The 25450-nt window shown below is 44.5% G+C and carries 22 protein-coding genes; 11 read left to right on the top strand and 11 right to left on the bottom strand.

The window, feature by feature from the left end:
- Positions 1 to 5 precede the first annotated feature (5 nt).
- Entirely contained in the window at positions 6 to 422 is a 417-nt protein-coding gene (locus tag QVC79_RS08045; protein ID WP_270593306.1) for a PaaI family thioesterase, read from the bottom strand.
- Positions 423 to 504: 82 nt separating this feature from the next.
- Complete coding sequence (locus QVC79_RS08040) at positions 505 to 819, bottom strand: DUF4491 family protein (RefSeq protein WP_270593304.1); 315 nt, start codon at positions 817 to 819, stop codon at positions 505 to 507.
- A 167-nt stretch (positions 820 to 986) separates the two neighbouring features.
- Between QVC79_RS08040 and bcp the strand changes: the two genes are divergently transcribed.
- The 3 genes from bcp to dpp5 all read left to right on the top strand — a co-directional run bounded on the left by bcp (position 987) and on the right by dpp5 (position 4756).
- Positions 987 to 1454 (top strand): thioredoxin-dependent thiol peroxidase, encoded by a 468-nt coding sequence (bcp, locus tag QVC79_RS08035; RefSeq protein ID WP_087420476.1) that lies wholly within the window; start codon positions 987 to 989, stop codon positions 1452 to 1454.
- 171 nt (positions 1455 to 1625) lie between these two features.
- A complete protein-coding gene (recA, locus tag QVC79_RS08030) occupies positions 1626 to 2648 on the top strand; it encodes a recombinase RecA (protein WP_124317434.1) in 1023 nt (340 codons plus the stop codon).
- Positions 2649 to 2680: 32 nt separating this feature from the next.
- A complete protein-coding gene (dpp5, locus tag QVC79_RS08025; RefSeq protein ID WP_270593303.1) occupies positions 2681 to 4756 on the top strand; it encodes a dipeptidyl-peptidase Dpp5 in 2076 nt (691 codons plus the stop codon).
- A 60-nt stretch (positions 4757 to 4816) separates the two neighbouring features.
- On the opposite strand, the gene QVC79_RS08020 is transcribed toward dpp5, so the two are convergent.
- The 4 genes from QVC79_RS08020 to QVC79_RS08005 all read right to left on the bottom strand — a co-directional run bounded on the left by QVC79_RS08020 (position 4817) and on the right by QVC79_RS08005 (position 12287).
- Positions 4817 to 5743: a hypothetical protein gene (locus QVC79_RS08020; RefSeq protein WP_270593302.1), complete on the bottom strand. Its 927-nt coding sequence runs from the start codon at positions 5741 to 5743 to the stop codon at positions 4817 to 4819.
- Between the two features lie 17 nt (positions 5744 to 5760).
- The gene (locus tag QVC79_RS08015) at positions 5761 to 7338 is read right to left on the bottom strand and encodes a RagB/SusD family nutrient uptake outer membrane protein (protein ID WP_270593301.1); all 1578 of its coding nucleotides are present in this window, start codon (positions 7336 to 7338) and stop codon (positions 5761 to 5763) included.
- Between the two features lie 12 nt (positions 7339 to 7350).
- The gene (locus QVC79_RS08010; protein WP_270593300.1) at positions 7351 to 11034 is read right to left on the bottom strand and encodes a SusC/RagA family TonB-linked outer membrane protein; all 3684 of its coding nucleotides are present in this window, start codon (positions 11032 to 11034) and stop codon (positions 7351 to 7353) included.
- Positions 11035 to 11117: 83 nt separating this feature from the next.
- Positions 11118 to 12287, bottom strand: a complete 1170-nt coding sequence (locus tag QVC79_RS08005) for a FecR family protein (protein ID WP_270593299.1) — start codon at positions 12285 to 12287, stop codon at positions 11118 to 11120.
- A gap of 420 nt (positions 12288 to 12707) precedes the next feature.
- On the opposite strand from QVC79_RS08005, the gene QVC79_RS08000 reads away from it, so the two are divergent.
- Positions 12708 to 13352 carry a hypothetical protein gene (locus QVC79_RS08000; protein ID WP_270593298.1) on the top strand — a complete coding sequence of 215 codons (645 nt, stop codon included), beginning with the start codon at positions 12708 to 12710 and terminating at the stop codon, positions 13350 to 13352.
- 47 nt (positions 13353 to 13399) lie between these two features.
- On the top strand, positions 13400 to 14038 hold the full coding sequence (locus tag QVC79_RS07995; protein ID WP_270593296.1) for a hypothetical protein: 639 nt from the start codon (positions 13400 to 13402) through the stop codon (positions 14036 to 14038).
- Here the strand turns inward: QVC79_RS07995 and QVC79_RS07990 are convergent, their stop codons facing one another.
- Complete coding sequence (locus QVC79_RS07990) at positions 14039 to 14614, bottom strand: RNA polymerase sigma-70 factor (RefSeq protein WP_270593295.1); 576 nt, start codon at positions 14612 to 14614, stop codon at positions 14039 to 14041.
- A gap of 120 nt (positions 14615 to 14734) precedes the next feature.
- Positions 14735 to 16021 carry a DUF4261 domain-containing protein gene (locus QVC79_RS07985; RefSeq protein ID WP_270593294.1) on the bottom strand — a complete coding sequence of 429 codons (1287 nt, stop codon included), beginning with the start codon at positions 16019 to 16021 and terminating at the stop codon, positions 14735 to 14737.
- Positions 16022 to 16302: 281 nt separating this feature from the next.
- Between QVC79_RS07985 and QVC79_RS07980 the strand changes: the two genes are divergently transcribed.
- From QVC79_RS07980 to QVC79_RS07965, 4 genes are all read left to right on the top strand, one after another.
- Complete coding sequence (locus tag QVC79_RS07980) at positions 16303 to 16989, top strand: response regulator transcription factor (protein ID WP_270593292.1); 687 nt, start codon at positions 16303 to 16305, stop codon at positions 16987 to 16989.
- The gene (locus QVC79_RS07975; RefSeq protein WP_270593291.1) at positions 16986 to 18254 is read left to right on the top strand and encodes a sensor histidine kinase; all 1269 of its coding nucleotides are present in this window, start codon (positions 16986 to 16988) and stop codon (positions 18252 to 18254) included. The genes QVC79_RS07980 and QVC79_RS07975 overlap by 4 nt, the downstream gene beginning before the upstream one ends.
- Positions 18255 to 18467: 213 nt before the next feature.
- Positions 18468 to 19298 carry a PepSY-like domain-containing protein gene (locus QVC79_RS07970; RefSeq protein ID WP_270593290.1) on the top strand — a complete coding sequence of 277 codons (831 nt, stop codon included), beginning with the start codon at positions 18468 to 18470 and terminating at the stop codon, positions 19296 to 19298.
- A 59-nt stretch (positions 19299 to 19357) separates the two neighbouring features.
- Positions 19358 to 20200, top strand: coding sequence for a PepSY-like domain-containing protein (locus QVC79_RS07965; RefSeq protein ID WP_270593289.1), 843 nt, complete (start codon positions 19358 to 19360; stop codon positions 20198 to 20200).
- A gap of 38 nt (positions 20201 to 20238) precedes the next feature.
- On the opposite strand, the gene QVC79_RS07960 is transcribed toward QVC79_RS07965, so the two are convergent.
- The 3 genes from QVC79_RS07960 to QVC79_RS07950 are packed head-to-tail and all read right to left on the bottom strand — an operon-like array spanning position 20239 to position 23138.
- A complete protein-coding gene (locus tag QVC79_RS07960; protein WP_124315921.1) occupies positions 20239 to 21420 on the bottom strand; it encodes a transglutaminase-like domain-containing protein in 1182 nt (393 codons plus the stop codon).
- 3 nt (positions 21421 to 21423) lie between these two features.
- Positions 21424 to 22419 carry a dihydroorotate dehydrogenase-like protein gene (locus tag QVC79_RS07955; protein WP_270593288.1) on the bottom strand — a complete coding sequence of 332 codons (996 nt, stop codon included), beginning with the start codon at positions 22417 to 22419 and terminating at the stop codon, positions 21424 to 21426.
- A 38-nt stretch (positions 22420 to 22457) separates the two neighbouring features.
- Positions 22458 to 23138 carry a YggS family pyridoxal phosphate-dependent enzyme gene (locus QVC79_RS07950; protein WP_124315923.1) on the bottom strand — a complete coding sequence of 227 codons (681 nt, stop codon included), beginning with the start codon at positions 23136 to 23138 and terminating at the stop codon, positions 22458 to 22460.
- A gap of 265 nt (positions 23139 to 23403) precedes the next feature.
- On the opposite strand from QVC79_RS07950, the gene truA reads away from it, so the two are divergent.
- Positions 23404 to 24150, top strand: a complete 747-nt coding sequence (gene truA, locus QVC79_RS07945; RefSeq protein WP_270593287.1) for a tRNA pseudouridine(38-40) synthase TruA — start codon at positions 23404 to 23406, stop codon at positions 24148 to 24150.
- A gap of 11 nt (positions 24151 to 24161) precedes the next feature.
- Positions 24162 to 25316: an Lnb N-terminal periplasmic domain-containing protein gene (locus QVC79_RS07940; RefSeq protein ID WP_270593286.1), complete on the top strand. Its 1155-nt coding sequence runs from the start codon at positions 24162 to 24164 to the stop codon at positions 25314 to 25316.
- Positions 25317 to 25450 lie beyond the last annotated feature (134 nt).

Here is a 25450-nt window from a genome sequence, read left to right as displayed (position 1 = left end):
ATTAACTAAGACTTAGGCAGCACCACATTCGTGATCCGTCCAACAGATGCCAAATTCCCAAATTCATCCGTCACGTTAACAGATACCACGTGAGTACGATGCCCTTTATGGATAAACTCTGCACGACCGATAACATAACTTCCTTGAGCCTTCCGAACGTGGTTGGCATTAATCTCGATTCCAAACACGTGATTTTCTTCCAGATTCTCTCCGATATAAGTTAATCCACTCCCCACGGTCTCTACTAATGCCATAATTGCTCCACCATGCAACAAATTACCGGGGCGCATCGTCCGTTCGTCAATAGGCATTTTTGCTTCCAACCAATTCTCTCCGATACCAATAAACTCTATACCTAAACTTGCCATTAATGTTCCCCGGCTTTCCCGGTTCATCTGCGCTATAATTGCTGAACTATCCATGTATTAATTTCTTGATTTATGATTTTTCGATTCAGTGATTTCTACACACAAAGCTAACGCCTTTTTATCGTAAATTACAAATTTATTCTTTTCTAGCTTTTCTCTTTGGGTTTGCGGGAAACCACCCTTTACGCACTCGTTCTTCCTGCTCGAAAATCTCCTTGATCGTCCAGAAAGAAGAAAAGGCAAACACGCCTAGTAGAGAAGACCATAGCACGTTCGTCACCCACAAAGCGGCCACTGTCCCCACGATTCCCAGAACGAGAAAAATCCACCAGCAACCTGTTCCCCAATAATATTCCGCTTTAATCACCACGGGATGAAATAATCCGATAATCAGGAACGTGCAAATCCCGATAATCAGCCCTGTCAAATTATACGTTTCTATAAATTCCATACTCTATTTTTAGATTCATGCAAATGTACAAATATTCCAAAACTCTATTTCATTTCACCAAAATATTCCTACTTTTGTACATAGACTACGGGAAAAGAAGTAAACAAGTTTTATTAAATCATAAATTGTTTATATTCCTTATCGTAAATCACTAATTATAAACGAATATGGCACCATTAAAAGAAGGAGATAAAGCCCCTTACTTCGAGGGCATAAATCAAGACGGGAAAAAAATCACGCTGGAAGATTTTAAAGGGAAAAAATTAATCCTCTATTTTTACCCGAAGGACAACACGTCGGGATGCACCGCGGAAGCATGTAGTTTGAATGACGGTTATTCTTCCCTCACGGAAAAAGGATTTGAAGTCGTTGGTGTCAGCCCCGATTCGGCAAGCTCTCACTTAAAGTTCATTGCCAAATATAACTTGGCTTTCAACCTAATTGCTGATACCGAGAAAAAGATACTGGAAACCTACGGTGTATGGGCCGAAAAGAAATTATATGGCAGAACTTACATGGGAGTCGTTCGCACCACCTTTGTCATTGACGAAAACGGGATCATCGAAAAAGTGATCACGAAAGTAAACACGAAGGATCACGCAAAACAAATCCTCGAACAATTAAAAATAAAATAAAGAACTCCTCCGGCCTTCGGCCACCTCCTCTATAAATAGAGGAGGAGCTAGTAACTCTTACCAAAGATGGTAAGTAACTCAACTCTCCCTCTGTTTATAGAGGGAGTACCCCGAAGGGGGGAGGGAGTTCAAATTTAAAATCTAAAATTTAAAATTTAAAATCAATAAATTATGGCAAACACAGAAACCAATCAAGACAAGTTAAAAGCACTTCAACTTACCCTTGACAAGATCGAGAAGAATTTCGGTAAGGGGAGCGTCATGAAACTTGGCGATAATGTCGTGGAAGATGTCGCGGTGATCCCTTCCGGCTCTATCGGACTGGACAGAGCATTAGGAGTAGGCGGATACCCGAAAGGCCGTGTGATCGAGATTTTCGGTCCCGAATCTTCCGGTAAGACTACATTAGCCATCCATGCCATCGCCGAGGCTCAAAAACAAGGCGGTATCGCGGCTATCATCGATGCCGAACACGCCTTTGATCGGTCATACGCCGAGAAACTGGGAGTTGACGTGAACAACTTGTTTATATCTCAACCGGACAACGGTGAACAAGCCCTTGAAATCGCAGAACAACTGATCCGCTCGGCAGCAATCGATATTATCGTGATCGACTCCGTGGCCGCCCTAACCCCCAAAGCTGAAATCGAGGGAGATATGGGTGATAGCGTGATGGGATTACAGGCCCGTTTGATGTCACAAGCACTACGTAAACTAACAGGAACCATCAGCAAGACAAACACCTGCTGTATATTCATTAACCAGTTGCGTGATAAAATCGGTGTCATGTTCGGTAATCCCGAAACAACCACGGGTGGTAACGCGTTGAAATTCTATTCATCCGTGCGACTGGACATCCGTCGTGTTGGACAAATCAAAGACGGAGAGGAAATCTACGGTAACCACACCCGCGTGAAAGTGGTAAAAAACAAAGTTGCACCTCCATTCAAGAAAGCCGAATTCGACATTATGTATGGGGAAGGCATCTCTCGTTCAGGCGAAATCGTGGATCTCGGAGTTGAATATAACGTGATCAAGAAAAGCGGTAGCTGGTTCTCTTACGGCGAAAGCAAACTGGGACAAGGACGGGAAACCGTGAAACAACTGGTGATGGATAACCCGGAACTAGCAGAAGAGCTTACCCAAAAAATCGTGGAAGCCATGGAAAACGGCGTGCAACCGACAACGAAATAAGAAAATCGTGTAATAAAACAGCTAAAATTACAATGAAAAGTTATTTATGTTCTGCATTAGTCTTGTTGGCAATGGTGTCGTGTGACAGCAAGAAAGAGGCAGTAAAACCAAGTTATAAAACACCGGATATGAAATTAGCATCCGACGTGATGACTCCCGAGGTGTTATGGTCATTTGGTAGAATCGGTAGCGTAAGCGTATCACCCGATCAAAAAACACTCGTGTACGACGTGACTTACTTCAACAAGGAAGAAGATCGTTCATACAGTGACATCTACGTGATGAACCTAGCCGACGGGAAATCCAAACAACTGACAGACACGGATTACAAAGAATTTGGAGAAACCTGGACTTCCGACGGTAAAATTGCCTTCATGTCCAGCAAATCCGGTTCCGTACAATTATGGGAAATGAATGCCGACGGTAGTGGGCTTACCCAGTTAACCAATATTGAAGGCGGTATCGGGGGCTTCATTTTCTCCCCGGACAAATCCAAACTTCTTTTCTTGAAAGACGTGAAACTGGAACAAGATGTTCACGATCTTCACCCCGATCTTCCGAAGGCAAACGCCCGCTTGATCGACGGTCAAGTATATCGTCACTGGAATGACTGGGTAGAGGCTTACACCCATCCTTTCGTGGCAGATTACATCCCCGGCCAAATGGTTACCACGGGGAAAGACATCATGGAAGGAGAAAAATGGGAATCACCCGTTCGTCCTTGGGGCGGTACAGAACAGATCACATGGACCAAAGACGGAAAAGGAGTAATCTACATGGCCCGTAAAAAAGAGGGAATCGCTTACATGACTTCTACCAACACGGACCTCTATCTTTACGATTTGAATTCCGGTAAAACCCGCAACCTTACAGAGGGGATGATGGGTTACGACCAAAACCAAGTGATCTCCCCCAATGGAGAACTCATGGCTTGGGAAAGTATGGAACGTGACGGTTACGAGGCGGACAAAATTCGTCTATTCGTGATGAATTTGAAAACCGGGGAGAAGAAAGAATACACGAAAGATTTCGATCAAAATGTTGGGGTTCTCTCTTGGGGTGACGACAACACGATCTATTTCATTTCAGATTATCACGCTACGGACGAAATTTATCGGTTAACCCTGAATGACGGGGTTATCACCAAATTAACCGAAGGCGTACACAATTACACCTCGGTTATTCCCGTGAACGATTACCTCATCGCAACCAAGGTATCTATGAGTCAACCGGCAGAAATCTACAAAGTTGACCCGAAAACCGGGAAAGACACCGAATTATCATTCGTGAACAAAGGCATTTTGGATCAATTAACCATGGGTAAGGTTGAATCCCGTTGGATCAAGACCACGGACAACAAACAAATGTTGACTTGGATCATCTATCCTCCCCACTTCGACCCGAACAAAAAATACCCGGCAATCCTTTATTGCGAAGGCGGTCCTCAAAGCACGGTAAGCCAATTCTGGAGCTATCGCTGGAATTTCCAGATGATGGCAGCCAACGGTTACATCATTGTTGCCCCGAACCGTCGCGGTCTACCGGGATTCGGGCAAGAATGGAACGAGCAAATCAGCGGTGACTACCCCGGACAAAACATCAAGGATTACCTTTCTGCCATCGACGAGATGAAGCAAGAACCTTATATTGATGAAAACCGTTTAGGTTGCGTGGGAGCCTCTTATGGTGGTTTCTCCGTGTATTTCCTTGCCGGACATCACGACAAGCGCTTCAAAGCATTCATCGCTCACTGCGGTATCTTCAACATGGAAATGCAATACTACAACACCGAAGAGATGTGGTTTGCTAACTGGGATATGGGCGGCGCTCCTTGGGAAAAGAATAACAAGGTAGCTCAACGTACATTCGACAACTCTCCTCACAAATTCGTGGGAGAATGGGACACCCCGATCTTGGTTATCCACGGTCAAAAAGACTTCCGTATCGACGCCTCTCAAGGCATGGGAGCATTCAATGCAGCCCGTATGCGTGGCATCCCGGCACAGTACTTGTACTTCCCCGAAGAATGTCACTGGGTATTGGGTTGCCAGAACGGAATCCTATGGCAACGGACTTTCGCCTCTTGGCTGAATAAGTGGTTGAAATAATAAAACCAAACAAATAAAAAGAATCCCACGGAGTATCAACTTCGTGGGATTCGCTTTTCTCTACTTCACCTCACAATTTGCTTTCTTAAACCGTTCGACCAAAGGCACCATCAAATCAAACTTCTTAATTATATCCTTATAATCACGATACGACTCGTAGAACCTCTCCTTTTCTCCCCAATAAGCGTAAATAGCCGCAACATAATCCCGAATGTCTTGTTCCTTAGTAGGAGTCTTAACCCAATTACGGGATGAAACCTCCACTTCCAGCCATTTAATAAATCCAAGCTCTTCAGGACAATCTGCCGGGGCAAACATACTCGCTTCATCATAATTAGAATCCCCGGATATTTTATAAAAATCCAGTAACTCATCCACACAAAACTCTTGAATCCAGTCCGCACATTTCACAGCCAAAATCTCCCCTCCTAACAATTTCAGTTCATCCTCACTCATCTTTTTGATCGCGTTCAATTTCCCAATCACCATTCCTCTTATCCCCCGGCTATAAATATCCGTTTCGTAAGTAACATAGGAAAAACCGATTTGTTGCGTCAAGAAAACAGAATCTGCCAACAAAAAAGAATGTGGCCGGTAAGCTCCCGACTCCGGCAGATGCGGAATCACTCGATCTTCTATCATATTAATGGCAACAATCATGGCCACACTGTCAGCGGATAACGTCATTCGCCCATCCGTGTAAGTCCCGTACACGTAATACCCCATATCAAACAATTCCGTGTGAACGATAGGTTCCCCGTAGGCATCCACACCTCGTTCTTCCTGTCCAAGAGTATCATTAATAAAAATAGTCACGTCATAATACTTGTACATTTTATAAAGCAAATGATTCACCTCGCCCGGTTTATCCTCAACCTTATACCAATCGCGCATATTTTCGACTGCCTTTACATCATTGTCTTCCTTGTCACAACTCACGCAAAAGCAAAACACCATTCCCAGTACAACAAAAATATTTCTTAGCATACTCGCAATTTTTAATGTTAATTTTCATTCTTCTCCCGAGGTTCCCGCTTATCGTTGTCCACCATAGTCCCTCGATCAAAAATAATCTCGTAATCCGGTATCGGTAACACCCAGGCATTATCCTGACCATACGGTTTCAACGTGTAACTCCCGTCATACACGCCCGGTTTCAAGCTCGCCATCGCGGACTGGTAAACCCCATGCGTGATTTCTTTCAATTCCGGATATTTAGGTGACACGGCATAACGTCTCAGATCAAACCACCGATGCCCCTCGCAAGTCAATTCCCGACGCCGTTCTTCCCTGATAAAATCAACCAAACCCTTTCCCTTCAAACCGTCTATTGCGGGCAACACGCCATCTTTATAACGTTTCTCCATCAAAACCTTGACCGTACTTATCGCATCCGGCTGATCCAGCATCGCCTGAGCCTCGGCCTTATTCAAATAAACCTCGGCAGAACGAATCAGACAAGCATCATAAACTTTTACCGATCCTTTACGATTATTACTATAATCAGGAGTCTTCCTGATAAAGAAATATCCCGGACAATAACTTGAGGAAGGCTCTAAAAATACACTTTCCCGCAAATCAACCACGCCATCGTTCTTGTATTTCTTATACAAGGCCAGAAGTTCATCCGAAACACGATAACGTCCACCACCCGTAATTCCGTATCGTGACAGATTATTGTTCATCAACCCTCCAATAGCGTAACTACCTTGGGTAAACAATATTTCCGGAGAGTTCACCGTATTCAACCATTTTTCGTCCAAACCATTCATGTCTCGCAACTTACATCCCAAGGCCAACACCTTGTCACACTCGTCAATAGCCAACTGCCATTCCCCCATGTACAAATAAACCCGACTTAGCAAGATGCGGGCCGCCGCTTCATTTACTCTGTAAAAAGTTGGCTGAACGATACCAGCTAAATTATCTGCCGCATTCTTCAAATCCAAAACAATTTGTTCGTACACCTTCTCCACCGGATCCCGGCTAAAATACTTATCCTCAATAAACTCCGTGATGTTCAAAGGTACGCCCAAATCCTTTCCTGCCGTCTCCTTTGAATAAGGTTTAGCGTAAAGATTCACCAACATATAATAATACCACCCGCGTAAAAACAGAGCCTCTCCCGCAATCCGATGGCGAATTTCTTCCGGATCGCTCTCGAACTCCTTCACGTAAGATATAATCACGTTAACATACCCGATATGCTCGTATAATCTTTTCCAGTCAGAATCAACCAATTCCGCCCCGGTCATATCAGAAAAAGGACGTTCTCCCCACGTGTAGAAATTTCGGTATCGGACGGCAGGATTCGCATTTGTTAACATTTTTACCGCCCCGGAAAGAAACTCTTCCACGTCGTCATCCATCACGTGTAAATACGGGTAATACAGTTCATTTTCCCTGTAATAGGCATATTCCTGATTCGCATTTCTTTTCATATATCCGTTACCAATAATAATCTCATCCAAATCCTCGCAAGAGCTGGCGTACACGAGATCCTTGGAGTACTCTTCCAAAAAATCCCCACACGAGCTAAACAAGAAACATCCTACTACAACAACAAATAATATTCTTTTCATAACTCTGTTTACTTAAAACGTTACATTTAATTGAAGTGAATATGTCGGACGCACGGAAATATTAATCAAATCGGTAGAACCGGATTGAGACGGGTCTTGCCCTTTTAGCTTCCGGCTACACAAGGTAAATAAATTTGTCCCGCTCAAATTCAGGTAAAGAGACTTCACCCGCAATTTCTCGCAAAAACTTTCCGGCACGATATACCGCAACGAAATACTTGACAATTTCAAATAATTACCGGATGCCACCCGAAGATTGGAAAAGTCATACATATCCCACAACGTCCTAGAAAAATCGTATGTCTCTCCATCCCACCAAGGAAAAACAGCATCCAGATGATCTCTTCCCGACAAGATACCGGGAACATTCGTGTTTAACTCATCTCCCGGACGACGCCAACGATTTACCAGTTCCCGACGAAGATTCTGTTCCGGTCCATTCACAACTCCTTGATTCGGGTACAACCTGAACAAACGAATTTTCGAACCGATACTATATGACAAGTTAAAAGAAAGTCCCCAATTCTTCCATCCGAGGTAATTACTTATACTTCCCTGTAAAAACGGCTCCCGACACCCGGAATGTTCCATCACGGTCATCCACACATCCTCACGATCCATCGCCTCGTAAATCTCGCTCGTATCTTTTTCTTCCCCATCCACGATAGTCGTCGCCTCTGTCCCGTAAAACATCGGAGCCCCGTTCTTCGAGTTCAACCCCTTGTATCTGTAGGAATAAAACGTGTTCACCGGACGTCCGGATATTTGTACCCGACCATTCAAATAATCTTCGAACGTCACTTCATCCTGCAACACTTGATCCTTATGTTTTATCTTATCAATCAACTGGTTAAACACCGAACCAAAATTCGGGTCAAAACGCCAGACTAACCCACGACGTTTCCCGTTAACCGTTGTCATCGTGTTAATTGGTACGAAATTCAACGTCAACTCGTAACCTTGATTTTTCAAATTCCCACTATTCACCGTGTAAGTATCAATGCCATTCACCACGGATACTTTTTTCGAGAGGAAAGCATCTGTCGTGTAACGGTAATAATAGCCGACCGTACCGTTAATTTTATTATTGAATAACGAAAAATCCACGTCCACGTTGTAAGTTGAAGTCTTCTCCCATTTCAAGTTGGGATTCGGGTATCTATCAATTGTCGAGGAATATTCCTTGAAATCGTTATCCGTACCTCCCTTTTTAATAATCAAACGGGGAGAATCCTGTGCCGACATATTTCCCTGATACCCGAACGACATTTTCAGCGCCAGCATATCAATCCAGCTTATATTTCGCAACACATTCTCGTGCATATTCCAACGCCCGGAAACAGACCATATCGGCAACAACCGATCATTACTGGCATCCCCAAATTTATTCGAAAAATCAATTCTCGCGTTCACGTTAAAAATATAAGCATTCCGGTATGAATAAGTCGCTGTACCGATCAATCCCACCAAATTCGTCAGATTATCTTTCAATTGTCCTCTAGCCGCATCAGTCAACAACCATTCATTATATTTCGTGTAAAGATTGCCGTCTGTCATCGACTCAATCTTGTCAAAAATCAACCCTCGCTCCGGTAGATACCCGCGTTTCGTGATCTTGAAACCACTATATCTCGAAGAACTCAATTCCCCGATCACGGCAGCAGAAACGACATGCTCCTGTCCCTTGTCGATACTTTTATTAAAAGTAAGAGATCCCCGGAAACTATAGTTCTCGTTTTTTGTATTATCCAGCCGCAATTCTCCCCCGGAAGGACACAATGTCTTTCCGAAATCTATTTCTCCCGTTTCCGCATTCTTTTTCCTTAACTCGGCAATATACCACGTTTTCTCCCCAAAATATATTTCTTCGCTTGAATTAGAGACATTATAGGAACAGAATACTTCAGCTTTCAATTCCGGAAACAAGTAATACCCCAAGGAAACATTCAAACCGATTTGCTCCGTTTTAATCTTATCGTAAGTATTATTTCGCTCGTTTATAATATTAAATAGCTGATCATAAGCACTAGCATCCGCTTTTCTCTTTTGATAAAACCAAAGATCTCCGTTATCATCATACGCCTGAATACTACGGGAAGTATTGTAAGCGTAATCGGTCACCCCGACTTTCTCCGGTGTATATTCCTTTTTAATCGTACTACCATTCAACCCGAATTGCATCGTGAAATTTTTATAGTTCAGATTTAAACGGGTCAAAGCGGAATAGCGATCATTTTTCTCTCCCCGGATATTACCATTCTCGTTACTATATCCCAAAGACGCGTAATAGCGAATGTTATCCGTACCACCGGAAACACTCACCGTATGATTATGTGAATAAGAATCTTTCATTAGAATCCCTAACCAATCCGTATTCACGGTTTCCATTTTATGAACGGCATTTAAAAACTCCTCGTGATTGATTTTACCGCTTTGATAATCATAATAGGCAGACTCGTAACCAACCCAACTCTCCAAATCCGGGATCTCCAGTTTATTTTCAACAATATCCCGAGAATAATCTATCCTCTCCTGAGAATTCATCACGTTCACCGCCCGGTCCGTGTACCGGGGCCGCTGACGAAATGTTCCTGTCAAAGAATAGGAAACCGATGGGGCCCCCACTTTTCCTTTCTTTGTCGTGATCACAATCACACCGTTCGATGCCCTCGGACCGTATATAGCCGTGGCCGAAGCGTCCTTCAACACGTCGATCTTATCAATATCGTCCGGGTTAATACCGGAAATAGCATTCCCCAACAAATTCACGAAATCCAAATCATTGATGCTCGTCGGGTCAATATTCACCGGATCAGACAAAATCACACCATCTAATACCCACAACGGAGCTTGAGACCCCAAAACCGTCGTCGTTCCCCGGATCTTAATCTTTGGAGCCGCACCCACCTGTCCCGAATTCTGCATGAAAATCATCCCCGGCACACGCCCCTCCAGCATTTGATCCACCGAACTTACCCCCGGCATCATAATATCGTCCATCTTCAAAGAAGTCACCGAACTCGTCATGTGCCGTTTATCCACGTTATAGTACCCGTAGGAAACAACCTCATCCAACTCCGTGGCATCCTCCTCCAATTCCACACGTAACGGTTTATCATCCTTCACGGCGACCTCCTGCCGCTTCATCCCGATAAAGGAAAACACCAACACGACATTATTCTCTTTCGGAATCATGAACTTGAAATTCCCGTCCATATCCGTGGCGGTACCCACCGTAGACCCTTTCAACAAAATGGCAACACCGGGTAAAGGATCGCCATTTTTATCCGTCACCAGACCGGATAACACCATCTTCTCGTTCCCAACTCTCTCCGTTTTCTTTTTAATCACGATCGATTGCATCTCGAACTTATACTCGAAAGGGGTACCCTCGAACAGCTTTGCCAATGCGGCATCCACCGAGACATCCCGCACGTTCAAGGTCACACTTTTCATCACTTTCAACTGATCTGCGTTATACACGAAATTCAGGTTCGTCTGTTCCTTGATTTGCTTGAACACGATCTGCACGTCAACATCCTTCACGTTGATCGTCACTTTCTGTTTCTGAGCCAAAGTAATGCAAGGCAATCCCAATAATATCAACATCATTATCCCCCATTTGCCCAATAGTAGTTTCATCTTTATCGAACATAAAAAGTCCGAAAAATCAAACGACTTTCTGATTTTTTTCATAGATTTGTTGATTAATATTAAACATTATGGATGTACACACAACATCCGTTATCAAACCGCAAGTTGCGCCACAACTTGCGGTTTTATCTTGAATCACTCACCGTGATCACGTCCCCTTTCAAATTAAACTGTACCGTCGCCGTCTCCCCGATCAGATGCAACACGTCTGCCACATTCGTGAAACGAGCAATAACACCCGTGAAACGCTTTCCTCTCACGTCGTTATTCGCATAGAAAACCTCCATGTCATACCAGCGACACAAACGATCCATGATCTCCTCGATCGTCTCGTTCTGGAACACGAACTCCCCCGCCCGCCAAGCCGTGTAGTAGTACGTATCCACGTCCGTCACCTCGACTTCTTCCTTTTCGCGATTAAACTCGGCCATCTGGTTCGGTTGCAGGATGCTTTCCGCCCCCGTCGATTTCACCCGGATGCCCACCTTCCCTTCCACCAACGTGGTCAGGATCTTTCCTTGATAATGCGTGTTCACGTTAAACGATGTCCCGTACACCTTCACCTCCATACCGTCCAGCACCACGTAGAACGGGCGTTCCGCGTCCTTCTCCACCTCAAAATAGGCCTCCCCGGATAAAAAGACCGTTCTCCGATCCTTCCCGAAAGCCACGGGATAACGAATCTCCGAATCGGAATTCAACCATACCCGCGTCCCGTCCGACAACGTGAGGGAATATTCTCCCGCCCGGGGAACGATCACTTTATTATACACTAGCTCCTCGGCCTCCTGTTTCGTGTAAACCAGCGATTGCTTTTCGGCTTTCGCCAGATTTCCCTCGATTCCGGTTTCAACCACCCGAGTCGTGTCCAGAAAATAGGTTCTCCCATCATGCAATTCCAGCACGGCACGCCCGCTACCCGGTTGCACCCGCTGAGCAATCACCATATTTTTCTCCCGTCCTCCCATGTTCACCCACATCCCGACAGCAATCGCCACGGGCAAAATAACCGCCGCAGCATACCACACGAACCTCAACGACCACCGGGGTTTCACGTTCCCCGTCATCACGCGGACCCGCCGCATCAACTCGCTTTTCTTTGCCGCCAACACGTCTCGATCTACCCCGACCGTGGCATCCGTCTCTCCCCCTTCAAGCGCCCGGCAGTAGAAATCCCGATGCCGGGAAGACACCGCCAACCAGCTTTCCAACCTCTCCCGCTCCTCCCCGGACAACTCACCCCGGAAACTTTTCGAAATGACTTCCCAATCAATATGTATATTTTCTTTCTCCATTACTTTTCATCTTCATTACACCCTAAAGACAAACTCCCCCTCCAAAATGTTTACAAGAAAACGAATAATTTTTCAAAAAAACGGTCTCCGCCATGAATAAAAACACCTATAACACTGATAACAAGAATATTAAAATCAAGTAAATATTTTACTTTCCAAACAAATCACATTCCTATAAATACCCATTCCTCACGGATACAATCCCCCGTTGCCTGCTTGTTGCCCGACAGATAGGCGGTAAATAGGCGCCATCGCCCCATACTCGCCCCCTTGTCGCCCGATCATCGCCGCCATTTTAAGAAAAGAAAAGGATATTTAACTTGACAAACGATCATTCCTATCGTACCTTTATCCACCTATTTAGTTAACAACACAAATGAAACGGGAGAGTAATAGGTAATTATTAATAATAGTAAAGTTATGGTAGAAATTAAATCCGGTTTATTAAAAGATGCCCACGGGCAATTCGATGGTATGGTTATATACCACAAAAGAGGAAAAACGTTCGGTCGCAAATTTCCCTCGTATGATGGCAACGCAGGTTCACCCACCAGAGCCCACCAAAACACCCGATTGTCATCGGTGGTAACCCTTTATCAATCCGTGAAGAACACGTTTTTGGTTTACTCGTGGAATAGGGAAGCGAACAACAGGAACATCGCTTCGGGATACAACCTTTTCGTCAAGGAGAACATCAACGCGTACGACACGGACTACAACATTGGGGATTTCGCCCTGTTAAAATTTACCGTGGGGGACTTACAGATGCCCTTTCATTTCCGGCAACAGGACGCCCCGGAAGGAGTTCTTTCGATCAACTGGGAAACCACCCCGTGGATTCTTGACCGCAGAAACAAGGATGAACTCGTACTCGCCGTGATTTACGACAACGAACCTTTCCGGGTCCAAATCATCGAGAACACGGGCATCACCCGGACTGACGGGATCGCCAACATTCCTCTCGAACAACCGGATGCAACGGAAGCTCATGTCTATGCCTTCTTCACGAATGCGGACAGGGACTCGTTCACGAATAGCCTTTACTACAAGGTTAAGCTAAAGTGAACTGAATCCTTCAATCCAAAACCGTAAATCATAAATCTAAAATTAGTATGGCTATATTTCACTCACATATTTTCGATAACACCTCCGGCTCCGTGGGGAACGTCACGATGTGCAAGTACAAGGGGAAAAGCATCGCCAAGGGAAAAATCTTTTTCAAAAGGAAAAAACAATCCCCGGCACAAGTCATCCAACAAACCCGTTTCAAGGTTCTTTCCGACCTGTCCTACCATTTCTACGCGGCTATACAAGCCGGATTCCCCCGTCAATCTTGGTCCACCGCCCGAACCCGATTCATCGGGATGAATCAAAATGCCGTGGAAATTGACGCGGAAACCCTCGACGTCACGATCCGCTTGGAACGAGTAACCTGCACGACGGGAAACCTGACACCACCCGCGGTAGAGGTTCATATCCGGGAAAACGAACGCATCGTCCGCGCGGAGTGGCTCCGTCAACCCCTCAGTCCCCTCGCCAAAGACGAGGACGATATATTTTTGGTTATCCACGACACAAAAGAACAGGACACGCTGGCCTACCCGCTGGGCAAACGAGGAGTACCCGGAACGAAAGAATTCCCTTTACACAAGGATTTTACCCCGGCCAACTGCGTCGCTTACGCGTTCGTCCTCTCCCCGGTGAACACGAGAGCCTCTGTCTCCAAATACACGAATATCATACTGGAATAATCACCGGTCCATGAAAACCCGACCGAGAGCGCAAAGAACAAGCACGTAGTCATACGTGGCAAAGGCCTGTTTCAAGCGCTCCATTCCCCGGTGCAACTGGGCTTTCACGGTGTTCTCGTTCATATCGAGCCGGGCAGCGATTTCAGCATACTTGTACCCCTCGACGAAACGCAAAAGACAGACTTCCCTGCACTTTTCCGGCAACTCGTCAAGCACTTGCCGGACGCGGGCAAGGAGTTCTTCATCGTCCACCATATCCACGTTCTGCGACTCGATATAAGCCTCCACGTATTTACGATTATTACGATCCTCGATTTGCAGGCTTTTCAAGTAATTCAAGCAACCATTGCGCACGGACGCAAAAAGATAATGCTGGATGGAAGACGTTAGCTCCAAACGTTCGGCATTCTCCCATATCTTCAGAAAAACATCCTGCACGATGTCATGCGCTTTATCTGAATCATAGATATACTTTTCCGCGAAAAGATACAACTTCTCGTAATATATATCGAAAAGAACAGACAAAGCCGTTTCATCCCGACGCTTCAATCCTATAAATATATCATCACTATCCATGCACTGTTTTCACCTATTCCAAGGATTTATCACCAACAAAGATAACGAATCGCCAACAATATCAAACTCCTAGACCTTATAAAATACGCTCCATATGATCAAACTCGAAATAGATTCTGATTAATATTCAATCTTCAAAGTCATACCCTCCACGGACACCCCTTTTGAGCGGGTAATCGGTAATTTTTGTTCTTCGCTGACACCTAATGTCTCTCCTTCTCGTAACGTCACATCCGAACCGATAACATAATAGGCTATTTCAAGCATGAATCCTTGTAACTCGGTCAAACTATGTTTACTTCCCAATATCTCGATCTCTTCTTTCCCGAAAGCTGTCATCCCGTACGTGTACACGTTATTTCCCACCTCGCTCCGGTACAGGCCGAAATATACCCAAGCCAACACGGGTAAGTTTTCCTCATCCTCCTTCATCATATTGGCCACCTCGATATAAAATTCCGGTTGGAACACGGTTCCAGAAACATAAACGCCAATAGCATTGGGCTGTCTCAGACAAGTAGCGATCACTTTCACGTGTAACTTACCCGCTTCCACCGGGGTCAAGCCATGAGCAAGAACCGCTACCAACACGTGAGCCTTATGTGTTTTTGTTGTCTCAACGGCTTCCGGCCACATATAATTGGTTTCTGCATAATACTCGGCCTCTCCATCCGGAACTCTCGCCGGCATGAGACTGATCGCCACCAAAGTCTCACCGAGATAAAACACCCGGGTCGATTCGTCCGCATGCGCATCATCACTGGCCATATCTCCCGGTTTATCGGATGGTTCTATTCCCCACTCCGCCTTCAAATCAGCCACGACCTTATCCACGTCGAAACTCACCGAATTTAGCAACACGGACCCGCAAAAAGTCCCGGCCTTCTCCTCCCCGTTCTCCACCTTCCCATCGTCTTCCTCCACGCCCGTAACTTCAAAAAATGACAGCCCGTTGGAAATATCCTCGATCAACGAGGTAAATTCCTCGTCTCCCGGCATCAAAGCCAAACCTCTCCCGGCAGCCTCTAGCGCCTCTTCGGTTCTTTGACATCCATACAATAATTTGCTGTACACCAACCATCCCCACGGGTAATCAGCCTCCACCGTCACCGCACGTTCGGCATACGGCAATGCCTCTTCCAGTCTCATTTGATGCATTAAGGCCACGGCCATTCGGTAATTCCAAACACCACTTTCACGCCCTTGGTCTTCCACTTCACGCAACCACTCTTCCGCGTCCCGATAAAACCCCTGATTCAAATAAGCATAAGCAAGACACAAAACCGCCTCGTAAAATTGACCGGGATTTTTCAGCTCTGGCAGAGCCTCTATAATTGCATCGTAATCTTCTTCTTCCGCCCAATCCCGGATCTGTTCCATTAACGCCTCAACACTCGGATATTCCATATTTCTATTATTTAAATTATTATTACATCAAAAAAGCAAATAATAATGATGTAAGATCAGAATAGCCCCAACAGGCATGACAATCCCAAACAACAGGACAGGCCATACCGTAGCCGGAATGTCCGAAGACAGGTCTTTATCCTTCATACAACCTCTTTTTGCATTGCGGCAAATATAACGGAATAAATCGGAAATGCACTCCCGGAAGTCCCTTATTTAAAATTTATTCCAGATTCTTTCCAGAATAAATTACTATTTTTGTTCTATAAAATTTCAACGCCATGAAGATATTAATCATTGAAGACGAAAAAGACTTGCGAGAAGTGATGACCCGATCACTGGAGAAAGAACGTTTTGTCGTGGAGACAGCGGCAGACTATTCTACAGCCCTGCAAAAGATCAATGATTACGACTACGACTGTATCTTGCTGGACATTATGCTCCCCGGGGGTAGCGGTTTGTCGATTCTAGAAGAGCTGAAAAAATTAAAGAAACGGGAAAGCGTGATCATCGTGTCGGCCAAGGATTCCATTGAAGACAAGGTCACGGGACTTGATCTCGGTGCCGATGATTACCTCGCGAAACCATTCCATTTGGCAGAATTACACGCGAGGGTAAAATCCGTGATCCGACGCCATCAAACCGACGGGAATACCGAGATCGAAATTGAAAACCTGACCGTCCGTCCCGACGATCACACCGTGTTCATCAATGGAGAAGAGCTGAAACTCAATCGTAAAGAATTCGATTTGCTCTATTATTTTGTCACCAATCCCAACCGCCTGATCAACAAAACGACGTTGGCGGAAGCCGTGTGGGGCGACAACATTGACCAAGCCGATAGTCTTGATTTTATCTATTCCCAAGTGAAAAACTTACGTAAAAAGATGAAAATCGCCGAGGCCATCCCGGAGATAAAAGCCGTGTACGGGTTCGGGTATAAACTAATCACAACGCCGGAAGCATGAAACTCATCCACCACACGATAAGCAAACTCTCGATCGTGATGATTATTATCCTCACGTTCTGGGCAGGCTTTTTCTTTTATAGCATTCTGGATGAAATTCTGGACGAGACAGACGATAGCCTCGAAAACTACAAACACCTCATTATTCAACAGGTTTTAAGGGATACGGCCGCGATTAATAATAGTAGCGATTTAATGAGTCAGTACTTCATAAAAGAAATACCCGAAGAAGAGGCCATTCATTACAAGGAACGATACTTTGATTCGACTCGTTTTTACGAGCTTGAATACGACTTCGATCCCGTTCGGGTTTTAAAAACGGCCTTTCGGGGACAGGACAAAAAGTTTTACGAATTGACCATCATGATCTCAACCCTAGAACAGGATGACATGATCGAGGCGATATTATGGTCGATCGTGATCCTGTACATCACGCTACTTATTTGTATCCTGATCGTTTCTGAATTTGTTTTCAGGAAAAGCTTGGCCCCTTTCTACAAACTATTGGACTGGTTGAACAAATTCACCCTAGGCGAGAAGAATCCCCCGTTGGAGAACCCGACCAAGATAAAAGAGTTCCGGCGACTAAACGAAACGATACTTAAAATGACCCGGCGAAACGAAGAGATGTATTCCCAACAGAAACAATTCATCGAAAACGCCTCCCACGAACTCCAGACCCCGTTGGCCATTTGCCGGAACAAGCTGGAATTACTGGCAGAACGACCGGATTGCACGGAAGGGCAACTGGAAGAAATCGAGGACATCCACCGGAATCTGGGACGTATCGTGAAATTGAACAAATCCCTGTTGCTCCTTTCCCGTATCGAGAACGGTCAATTCCACGAAACAAAAGAAGTGGAACTCAACCCGATTATCAAAGAACTCGTGGAAGATTTTCAAGAGATCTACGAGCATAAAAACCTGCACGTGGAAGTGGAGGAAAATGCCGTTTGTAAAATCCATATAAATGAATCGTTGGCAAATATATTAATCACGAACCTGCTGAAAAACGCTATGATACACACCCCGAACGAGGGAAGTATCACCATTCGCGTACAATCAACCGGGATCACCTTCACCAACAGCACGGATGGAAACGCTTTGGATCAATCCCGCCTTTTCACTCGTTTCTACCAAGCCGACAACAAAAAAAGTGATTCCAACGGACTAGGATTGGCAATCGTTCAGAGTATCGTCCACCTTTATCATTTCCACATTTCCTACTCCTTTGATGGTAAACACCGATTCGATTTACGATTTTAATATATCATTCTGTGATTTCCGATTCAATGATTCCGTGATTAAAAAAAGCACACATTCACGGGGAAAAAATCACTTAATCGGCAATCATCAAATCACAGAATCTTCAAATTTTTAAATCCAAAATCCTTAAATTCCCAAATCTTTCCCAAATCACCCCTTTACTTTGTTCTCAGAAATTAAAACAAAGAATACAAACATTAAAATTTATATGCCATGAAAACAAGAATGACTATTTTCGCTTCTTTATTGTTAGCCGGATTTGCTTTCACAAGCTGTGATGATGACAATGATAACTACACTCCGGATGAGAAAATCGTGAACGTACTATACGAAAAATACCCGAACGCGCAACGTATCGACTGGGAACTGCAACACGACCACTACGTGGCTGATTTCTATGACAATAACATCGAGAAGGAAGCATGGTTTAACACCAAAGGCGAATGGGTAATGACCGAAAGTGACATCCTATTCAAGAATCTCCCGGAAGCCGTACAAACCGCATTTAACGAGTCTGATTATAAAAATTGGAAAATCGAAGATGTAGATATGTTGGAAAGAGTTGAAATGGAAACCGTGTACGTGATCGAGGTTGAAAAAAGCAAACAGGAATTCGATTTATTCTACGCGGAAGACGGAACTTTAGTTAAAGCCGTAGAAGACGTCGATAACAACAACAATTACCAGCCTAACACGGTTCCTGAAGTCTTGAAAAATTTCATCAACAAGAACTATCCGCAAGCAACAATCGTGGACATTGAAGTCGAAAAAGGGATCACCGAAATCGACATTTTACACGATAACAAAGCCAAAGAATTACACTTCAATAGTGCTAACGAATGGTTATACACGACTTGGGATGTTAGAGAAAGAGAGATTCAGGAAATCGCTGACAAAGTGAAGGCTGCAAATCCCGGTTTCCACATTGACGATATTGATTACAAAGAAAGTGCAGACGGAAGTAAAGTATACATCTTCGAACTGGAACAAGGCGATAACGAGAAATACGTGACAGTAAACATGGATGGAAACATCGTGGGATAATAAACAGGTAACATTTAAGTTGTTGTAACGTAAAACAAGAGGATCTTAAATTAGAAATTATGAAAACAACATTAGTTACCGCATTAATCCTGTTCACCACCACGTTTGCCTTTAGTAGCTGCAAAGACAGCAGCTACACTCCACCCAAAAACGTCGTGAGTGCCTTTAAAGCAAAATACCCTTCTGCCAAACGAGTAGAATGGGAAGTGAAAAACACGTATCAAGTGGCCGAATTCCATATCGACTTCACGGAAGCCGAGGCTTGGTTTGACAACAACGGCCAATGGGTGATGACAGAAAGCGACGTCAAGTATAGTTCCCTCCCCGTGGTAATCCGCAATAGCTTTGAATCCGGAGAATACGGAAGATGGGAAGTAGAAGACGTTGACAAGCTGGAAAGAGCCGGGATGGAAACCATCTACATCATCGAAGCCGAACTCGGGGAGCAAGAAGTTGCCCTGCATTATCTGGAAAATGGAACACTGGTAAAAACCCTCATGGATAACGGTCGGGGCTATCAACCGGAGAGCGCACCACAGGCAGTTTTACAATTCATCCAGCAGAAATACCCGCAGGCCAATATCGTGGAAATAGATCAGGATAAAGGGCTATTGAAAATTGACATTATTGATCAACGAATCATGAAAGAAGTAGTGTTCAACCACCAGAATCAATGGGTTGTCACCACTTGGGAAGTACTGCAAAATAATGTACCGGCTAACGTGATGAACGTGTTGAAAACTTCTTCCTATGCGAACTACCGGATAGATGACATTGATTACGAAGAAAGAGCAGACGGTTCTCTCGTTTACATCTTTGAAGTTGAACAAGGGGATCGAGAATTCGATGTCACGATAGACGCTAACAATCTCAAGATTGTATCTGCAATACCAAAGAATTAATAAACAAAAGGGCGGCCTCAAAAGACCGCCCTTTGATTTTACAAGTGTAATTTCACTTCTACCGGTTTCTCTTTCACTTTCACTTCTTCACCTACCCATTTACCGTCTTTATCGAAATAATTCAACGTATATACTTTATTTTTTTCCACCATAAATTCCAACACGTCATTCATATCCTGTGTTGGTCCGGCTGTACGTCCACCACCGATTTGGTCTTTACCACAGAAAATATCCACGTTGGCAGCTACCCGATCATCAGATTTACGCATATTGCGTTTATCTTTAAACATCATAACCTTCAAAGGTACATAATTTCCCCCGGCCAATTGAGATTGATAAACTTCTTGATAAATATCCAAATACCGTTGAGTGACATTGATAGCAGGCACGTACTTAATATTAAAATCCCAAACTAACGGGAAACTCTCGCCTGTCGGTTTAAAAGAAGAGGCCCAGATAGCGTGCATCCGATCCTTTGGATCAGCTTTTCCGGCATCGGCGAGGAACCAAGAACGGTCAAGCTCGTTCGGGTAATACTCGGTGAAATACCATTTACCATCCAACCAAACCTCGCACCAGTTATGATTTCCACGGTTATCATGCCAGTTAGCTGTTCCGGCAATACGGGAAGGAATACCCACTGACCGCAAAGCATCCGTTAACAAAATAGACAGACCGCTACAAGAAGCCATTCCCTGACGAATAGACTCTGACGGGTTCTGATCCGGTTTCTCGCGGGCCGTGTTATAATCCACCTTCACTTCATCCCGAATATTCTTGTTCACGGCTTTAATTGCCTCCTCCAATGTTTTGCAATTCTCCACGTAAGGAGCGAATCTCTTGTAGAAATCGGCACGCCATTGATCTCTTTCCTCGTTCAGTGAAGCGTAAGGCAACACGTCATTCAAGAAAATGGAATCCGGCACGCTCTTCGCCCAAGCAAAACGGTTACGAGCCTCGTATGCCAATTTCACGTTCGACAACAAATCATCCCCTTTCATCGTTTTCAAATCCCGCTCCGGCATGTAAGAAATCAAAAAGGCCACGCCCTCCTTCATTTCCGGCGTCGCACTTTCCAACGCTTTTGCCAGTTCCGGCTGATTCGTTCCCGACGTTTCTAAAGCTTTGTCCAACAAAGCATGATATTTTTCCGGCACTCCCGGATACTTCGCACATGCAAAGCACATGCAACACAACAACAAGATAAATGTACTTCTCATAAATTAATATTGTTTATTACTAAAGTATTTCATGAACTGGGCTCTTTCATAAAGATCCGGATTCTCGATGGACGAATAGGAAAGCATTCCCCGGTAATCCCCGATCGTCTTGAAAGCTTTCGTGTCCATCCATTTCCCGATAAAATTATTTATATCCTCGATCACGTGAATACCCTTCTCGTAAAGAACCGAACAAACTTGAACTGTCGTTGCTCCTGCCAACAATAACTTCACGGCAGCCTCACCGCCATGTACTCCCGTGGATGCAGAAATTTCCAACTTTTTATCCTTCCCGGCCAATATTCCGGTCCATCTCAAGGTTGTCCTCAATTCGGCAGCCGTGCTAAACACGGATGCGGCCCCCATTTCTAATGTATTAATATTTATATCCGGCTCGTAGAATCGATTGAATAACGTAGTTGCATTCGCCCCGTAAGCCTTGATTTTATCCACGAAAGCGGAAAGGTTCGTGAAATAATGACTGATCTTAACAGAAACAGGTATCTTTATCTGGCTCTTGATGGATTTCACGATCTCGAAATACACATTCTCCACTTCCGCACTCTCCCTAAATTCGTTTACAGGCAAAATGAAGACATTCAACTCCAGCGCATCTGCCCCAGCCTCTTCCAACTGGCTGGCAAACGAAATCCATTCACCACCACTAAAACAGTTCACGCTGGCAATCACGGGTATCGTCAAACGACTCTTGGCATTACGAACCAATTCCACGTACTTCTGTATCGTGTTGGAACGAATGTACGCTTTGATATAATCCTCGGCCTCCGGGTAAGCATCACTCATCCCGTAACCGGCCTTGAACACACCGGAAGTCTCCTCGTTAATCTGTTCCTCGAAAATAGATTTCAACACCACGGCTCCCACTCCCGCTTTCTCCATCTCGACCATCTTCTCCACGTCGGACGTTAAACCGCAACTTCCCGCGATAATCGGACTCCGTAACTCCAGTCCCATGTATTTCGTCTTCAAATCTGCCATAATGATTTATTTAAATAGTTAATAATGAATCTTTCAAATTATATATTCGCGTAATTTCTCGCCCCGAAGATGGAACTCCCCACGCGTACCATCGTACTTCCTTCCTCCACGGCTATCCGGTAATCACCGGACATCCCCATGGATAATTCCTTGAATTCAGGGTTCTCCGCAAAATAAGTTGCCTTCAACTCGTCAAAAATCTCTTTCAGGTGATGAAATTCCCGTCTGACCTGCACCTCATCATCCGTGTTCGTCGCCATCCCCATCACGCCCACGATCTTCACGTTCTTCATCTGCTTGTAATCGTTACTCTCCAAGAGAGCTTTCGCCTCTTCCATATCCAACCCGAACTTAGTTTCCTCACTGGCTATATAAAATTGCAACAGGCAAGGGATCACCCGATCATGTTTTTTCCCCTCCTTGTCAATGGTCTCCAACAATTTCAAGCTCTCCACACCATGAATCAAAGAAACGAAAGCGGCCATATACTTCACTTTATTCGTTTGTAAATGACCGATCATGTGCCATTCTATATCTTTGGGAAGTACCTCGTACTTCTCCGCTAGTTCCTGTACCCGGTTTTCCCCGAATACTCTCTGCCCAGCCTCGTATGCCTCCACTATCGCCTCCACGGGCTTTGTTTTCGATACGGCAACTAATTTTACTCCTTCCGGCAAACTACCGGCAATCTCTTTCAAATTTTCTACAATACTGTTCATTCCTTTTCAACATTTAACATGCCCTTGAAATACTACGGACTTACAAATATAACGTAAAATCAGAATATAATGTCAGTATACAAGCGTTAAAAATTAACGTTTATACCCTTCCGTTACAGGTTCTCGGGTCACAAGTCGCAAGTTAATTGAAATTTACCCGTGCATGGCATTCCCGCAGCCCGAAGAACAGACAAAGTAAAAAACGTTTCATGTTCTTCTACTCTCACGGAATTTTGTTAATTTTGAATCTTGAAAAAGTGGAAACATGCACAGGTATTTTATTGAATTAGCATATAACGGAAGTGGATATAACGGTTGGCAGATACAACCCAATGCTCCCTCTGTCCAAGAAGAAATCAACAAGGCTCTCTCCCTCTTGTTGAAACAGGAAATCAACGTGACCGGGGCCGGACGAACAGACACGGGAGTACACGCCTCGTTTTTCGTGGCTCACTTCGAGAGTGATGTCGCCATTTCTCACACGAAAGCCTTGGCAGACAAACTCAATCGTTTCTTGGGAAAAAACATCGCGATCAAAGATATATACGCCGTGTTGCCTGATATGCATGCTCGATTTTCGGCTATCTCGCGTACGTACAAATATTATATCAATAAAAACAAGAATCCGTTTACTTACCCGTTTGCCTACCGACCGCACCCCCTACCAGACATCCGGTTAATGAACAATGCTTGTGAACTTCTCCTGCGTTACGAGGATTTCACCAGTTTCTCCAAACTGCACACGGATGTAAAAACGAACATCTGCCATTTGATGGAGGCCAACTGGGAAGAAACGGATGAACAACTTGTATTCACGATCAAAGCCGATCGTTTCCTGCGTAACATGGTACGTGCCATCGTGGGAACATTGTTGGATGTAGGGCAAGGACGTATCACGCTGGAACAATTCCAACAGATTATTGAAAGCAAGGATCGATGCAAAGCAGGAACTTCCGTTCCCGGTAATGCCTTGTTTCTTTGTGATATTGAATATCCCCCGTGTAAACTATAATATTGAAACACATGAAAACAAAACTATTCATCATATCCTTTTTCCTGATTTTACTCACAGCGAGTACGTCAGCCTCCGTCAAGTTGTCCAAAGACGCCACGATCAGTATTCTGACGTGTTCCCCGGGTAACGAACTCTACTCGCTGTTCGGACACACGGGCATCCGGGTGGTTGACAAGGCAAACAACATGGATATTGTTTTCAATTACGGAACGTTTGATTTTGCAACCCAAGGATTCTATTTCAAATTTGCACGTGGACTACTTCCCTACCAATTATCGTGTTCCGAGTTCCGTCGTTTTTTATCGTCCTACATTCACGACGAGCGTAGCGTGTATTCCCAAACCTTAAACTTGGATTCCATTCAAAAGCAATACTTGATGGACTTACTCGTTGAAAATTATGAACCAGCAAACCGGGAATACCTCTACAACTTTCTATATGACAATTGTTCAACCCGGGTTCGGGACATCATAGAGAAAAGTACAGGTAATCAAATCACATGGATAGCTCAGCCTTCCACGAAAAGCTTTTGGAATCTTCTGGATGAATATCTAGGTCGTTCCCCATGGATTCAATGGGGTATTCACACGATCCTCGGCTCTCCCGCAACCTCCACGGCTACCATCCATGAACAAATGTTTCTTCCCGATTACCTCATGTATCGTTTAGATTCCGCGGCATATAATGGGACTCCACTCGTGCAACCGATAGAGACAGTATACGAGGCCCCGGAACAAGACCTTTCAACACCTTGGTATTTCTCCCCGTTCTTTGTTTTTGCCATTTGTACGCTTGCACTCATTTTATTTTTACAAAAGGTAAAAAGCCGCCGTTTGCTAAAAGCTATCGCTATTCCCTTCTTTATTGCGACAGGCGTTGTCGGGTGCCTCATCGTCTTTTTGTGTTTCTTCACGAAACATCCCACGATGTTCCCCAACTTTAATGCCTTCTGGGCAAATCCATTAAACCTCATCGCCGCTTTCTTCCTCGGTAAACGCACTCTACCGTGGATCATCAATAAATACTTGTTCATCTACCTCTATCTCTTGATCATCGGCTTTTTGCTATGGTTCCTGTTCGTTCCGGCAGTTCCCTATGCTTCCATGGTCATCATGATATGGATGATATACCTCTGCATCCGTCTTCGACAAAGCGGGAAATAATATTTTTCGAGATTCTTTGCCTCAACTCTTGCAGATTGAAATAAAACCTCTATATTTGCACTCGCAATTCAGCGATGGTACCATAGCTCAGTTGGTAGAGCAAAGGACTGAAAATCCTTGTGTCCCCGGTTCGA

It is taken from the genome of Butyricimonas sp., from assembly GCF_019423355.1.
Lineage (GTDB): Bacteria > Bacteroidota > Bacteroidia > Bacteroidales > Marinifilaceae > Butyricimonas > Butyricimonas faecihominis.
The sequence above is the reverse complement of the archived record's forward strand: the minus strand, read 5'-3'. Positions and strand labels throughout refer to the sequence as shown.

Excerpts from the sequence above, each read along its gene's own strand:
- QVC79_RS07955 (WP_270593288.1), bottom strand. The coding sequence starts at position 22,419 with ATGGCAGATTTGAAGACGAAATACATGGGACTGGAGTTACGGAGTCCG.
- QVC79_RS08005 (WP_270593299.1), bottom strand. The coding sequence starts at position 12,287 with ATGGAGAAAGAAAATATACATATTGATTGGGAAGTCATTTCGAAAAGT.
- dpp5 (WP_270593303.1), top strand. The coding sequence starts at position 2,681 with ATGAAAAGTTATTTATGTTCTGCATTAGTCTTGTTGGCAATGGTGTCG.
- QVC79_RS08000 (WP_270593298.1), top strand. The coding sequence starts at position 12,708 with ATGGTAGAAATTAAATCCGGTTTATTAAAAGATGCCCACGGGCAATTC.
- QVC79_RS07970 (WP_270593290.1), top strand. The coding sequence starts at position 18,468 with ATGAAAACAAGAATGACTATTTTCGCTTCTTTATTGTTAGCCGGATTT.
- QVC79_RS07980 (WP_270593292.1), top strand. The coding sequence starts at position 16,303 with ATGAAGATATTAATCATTGAAGACGAAAAAGACTTGCGAGAAGTGATG.
- QVC79_RS07940 (WP_270593286.1), top strand. The coding sequence starts at position 24,162 with ATGAAAACAAAACTATTCATCATATCCTTTTTCCTGATTTTACTCACA.
- QVC79_RS08040 (WP_270593304.1), bottom strand. The coding sequence starts at position 819 with ATGGAATTTATAGAAACGTATAATTTGACAGGGCTGATTATCGGGATT.
- QVC79_RS08045 (WP_270593306.1), bottom strand. The coding sequence starts at position 422 with ATGGATAGTTCAGCAATTATAGCGCAGATGAACCGGGAAAGCCGGGGA.
- QVC79_RS07995 (WP_270593296.1), top strand. The coding sequence starts at position 13,400 with ATGGCTATATTTCACTCACATATTTTCGATAACACCTCCGGCTCCGTG.
- truA (WP_270593287.1), top strand. The coding sequence starts at position 23,404 with ATGCACAGGTATTTTATTGAATTAGCATATAACGGAAGTGGATATAAC.
- QVC79_RS08010 (WP_270593300.1), bottom strand. The coding sequence starts at position 11,034 with ATGAAAAAAATCAGAAAGTCGTTTGATTTTTCGGACTTTTTATGTTCG.
- QVC79_RS07985 (WP_270593294.1), bottom strand. The coding sequence starts at position 16,021 with ATGGAATATCCGAGTGTTGAGGCGTTAATGGAACAGATCCGGGATTGG.
- QVC79_RS07975 (WP_270593291.1), top strand. The coding sequence starts at position 16,986 with ATGAAACTCATCCACCACACGATAAGCAAACTCTCGATCGTGATGATT.
- recA (WP_124317434.1), top strand. The coding sequence starts at position 1,626 with ATGGCAAACACAGAAACCAATCAAGACAAGTTAAAAGCACTTCAACTT.
- QVC79_RS08020 (WP_270593302.1), bottom strand. The coding sequence starts at position 5,743 with ATGCTAAGAAATATTTTTGTTGTACTGGGAATGGTGTTTTGCTTTTGC.
- QVC79_RS08015 (WP_270593301.1), bottom strand. The coding sequence starts at position 7,338 with ATGAAAAGAATATTATTTGTTGTTGTAGTAGGATGTTTCTTGTTTAGC.
- QVC79_RS07965 (WP_270593289.1), top strand. The coding sequence starts at position 19,358 with ATGAAAACAACATTAGTTACCGCATTAATCCTGTTCACCACCACGTTT.
- QVC79_RS07960 (WP_124315921.1), bottom strand. The coding sequence starts at position 21,420 with ATGAGAAGTACATTTATCTTGTTGTTGTGTTGCATGTGCTTTGCATGT.
- QVC79_RS07950 (WP_124315923.1), bottom strand. The coding sequence starts at position 23,138 with ATGAACAGTATTGTAGAAAATTTGAAAGAGATTGCCGGTAGTTTGCCG.
- bcp (WP_087420476.1), top strand. The coding sequence starts at position 987 with ATGGCACCATTAAAAGAAGGAGATAAAGCCCCTTACTTCGAGGGCATA.
- QVC79_RS07990 (WP_270593295.1), bottom strand. The coding sequence starts at position 14,614 with ATGGATAGTGATGATATATTTATAGGATTGAAGCGTCGGGATGAAACG.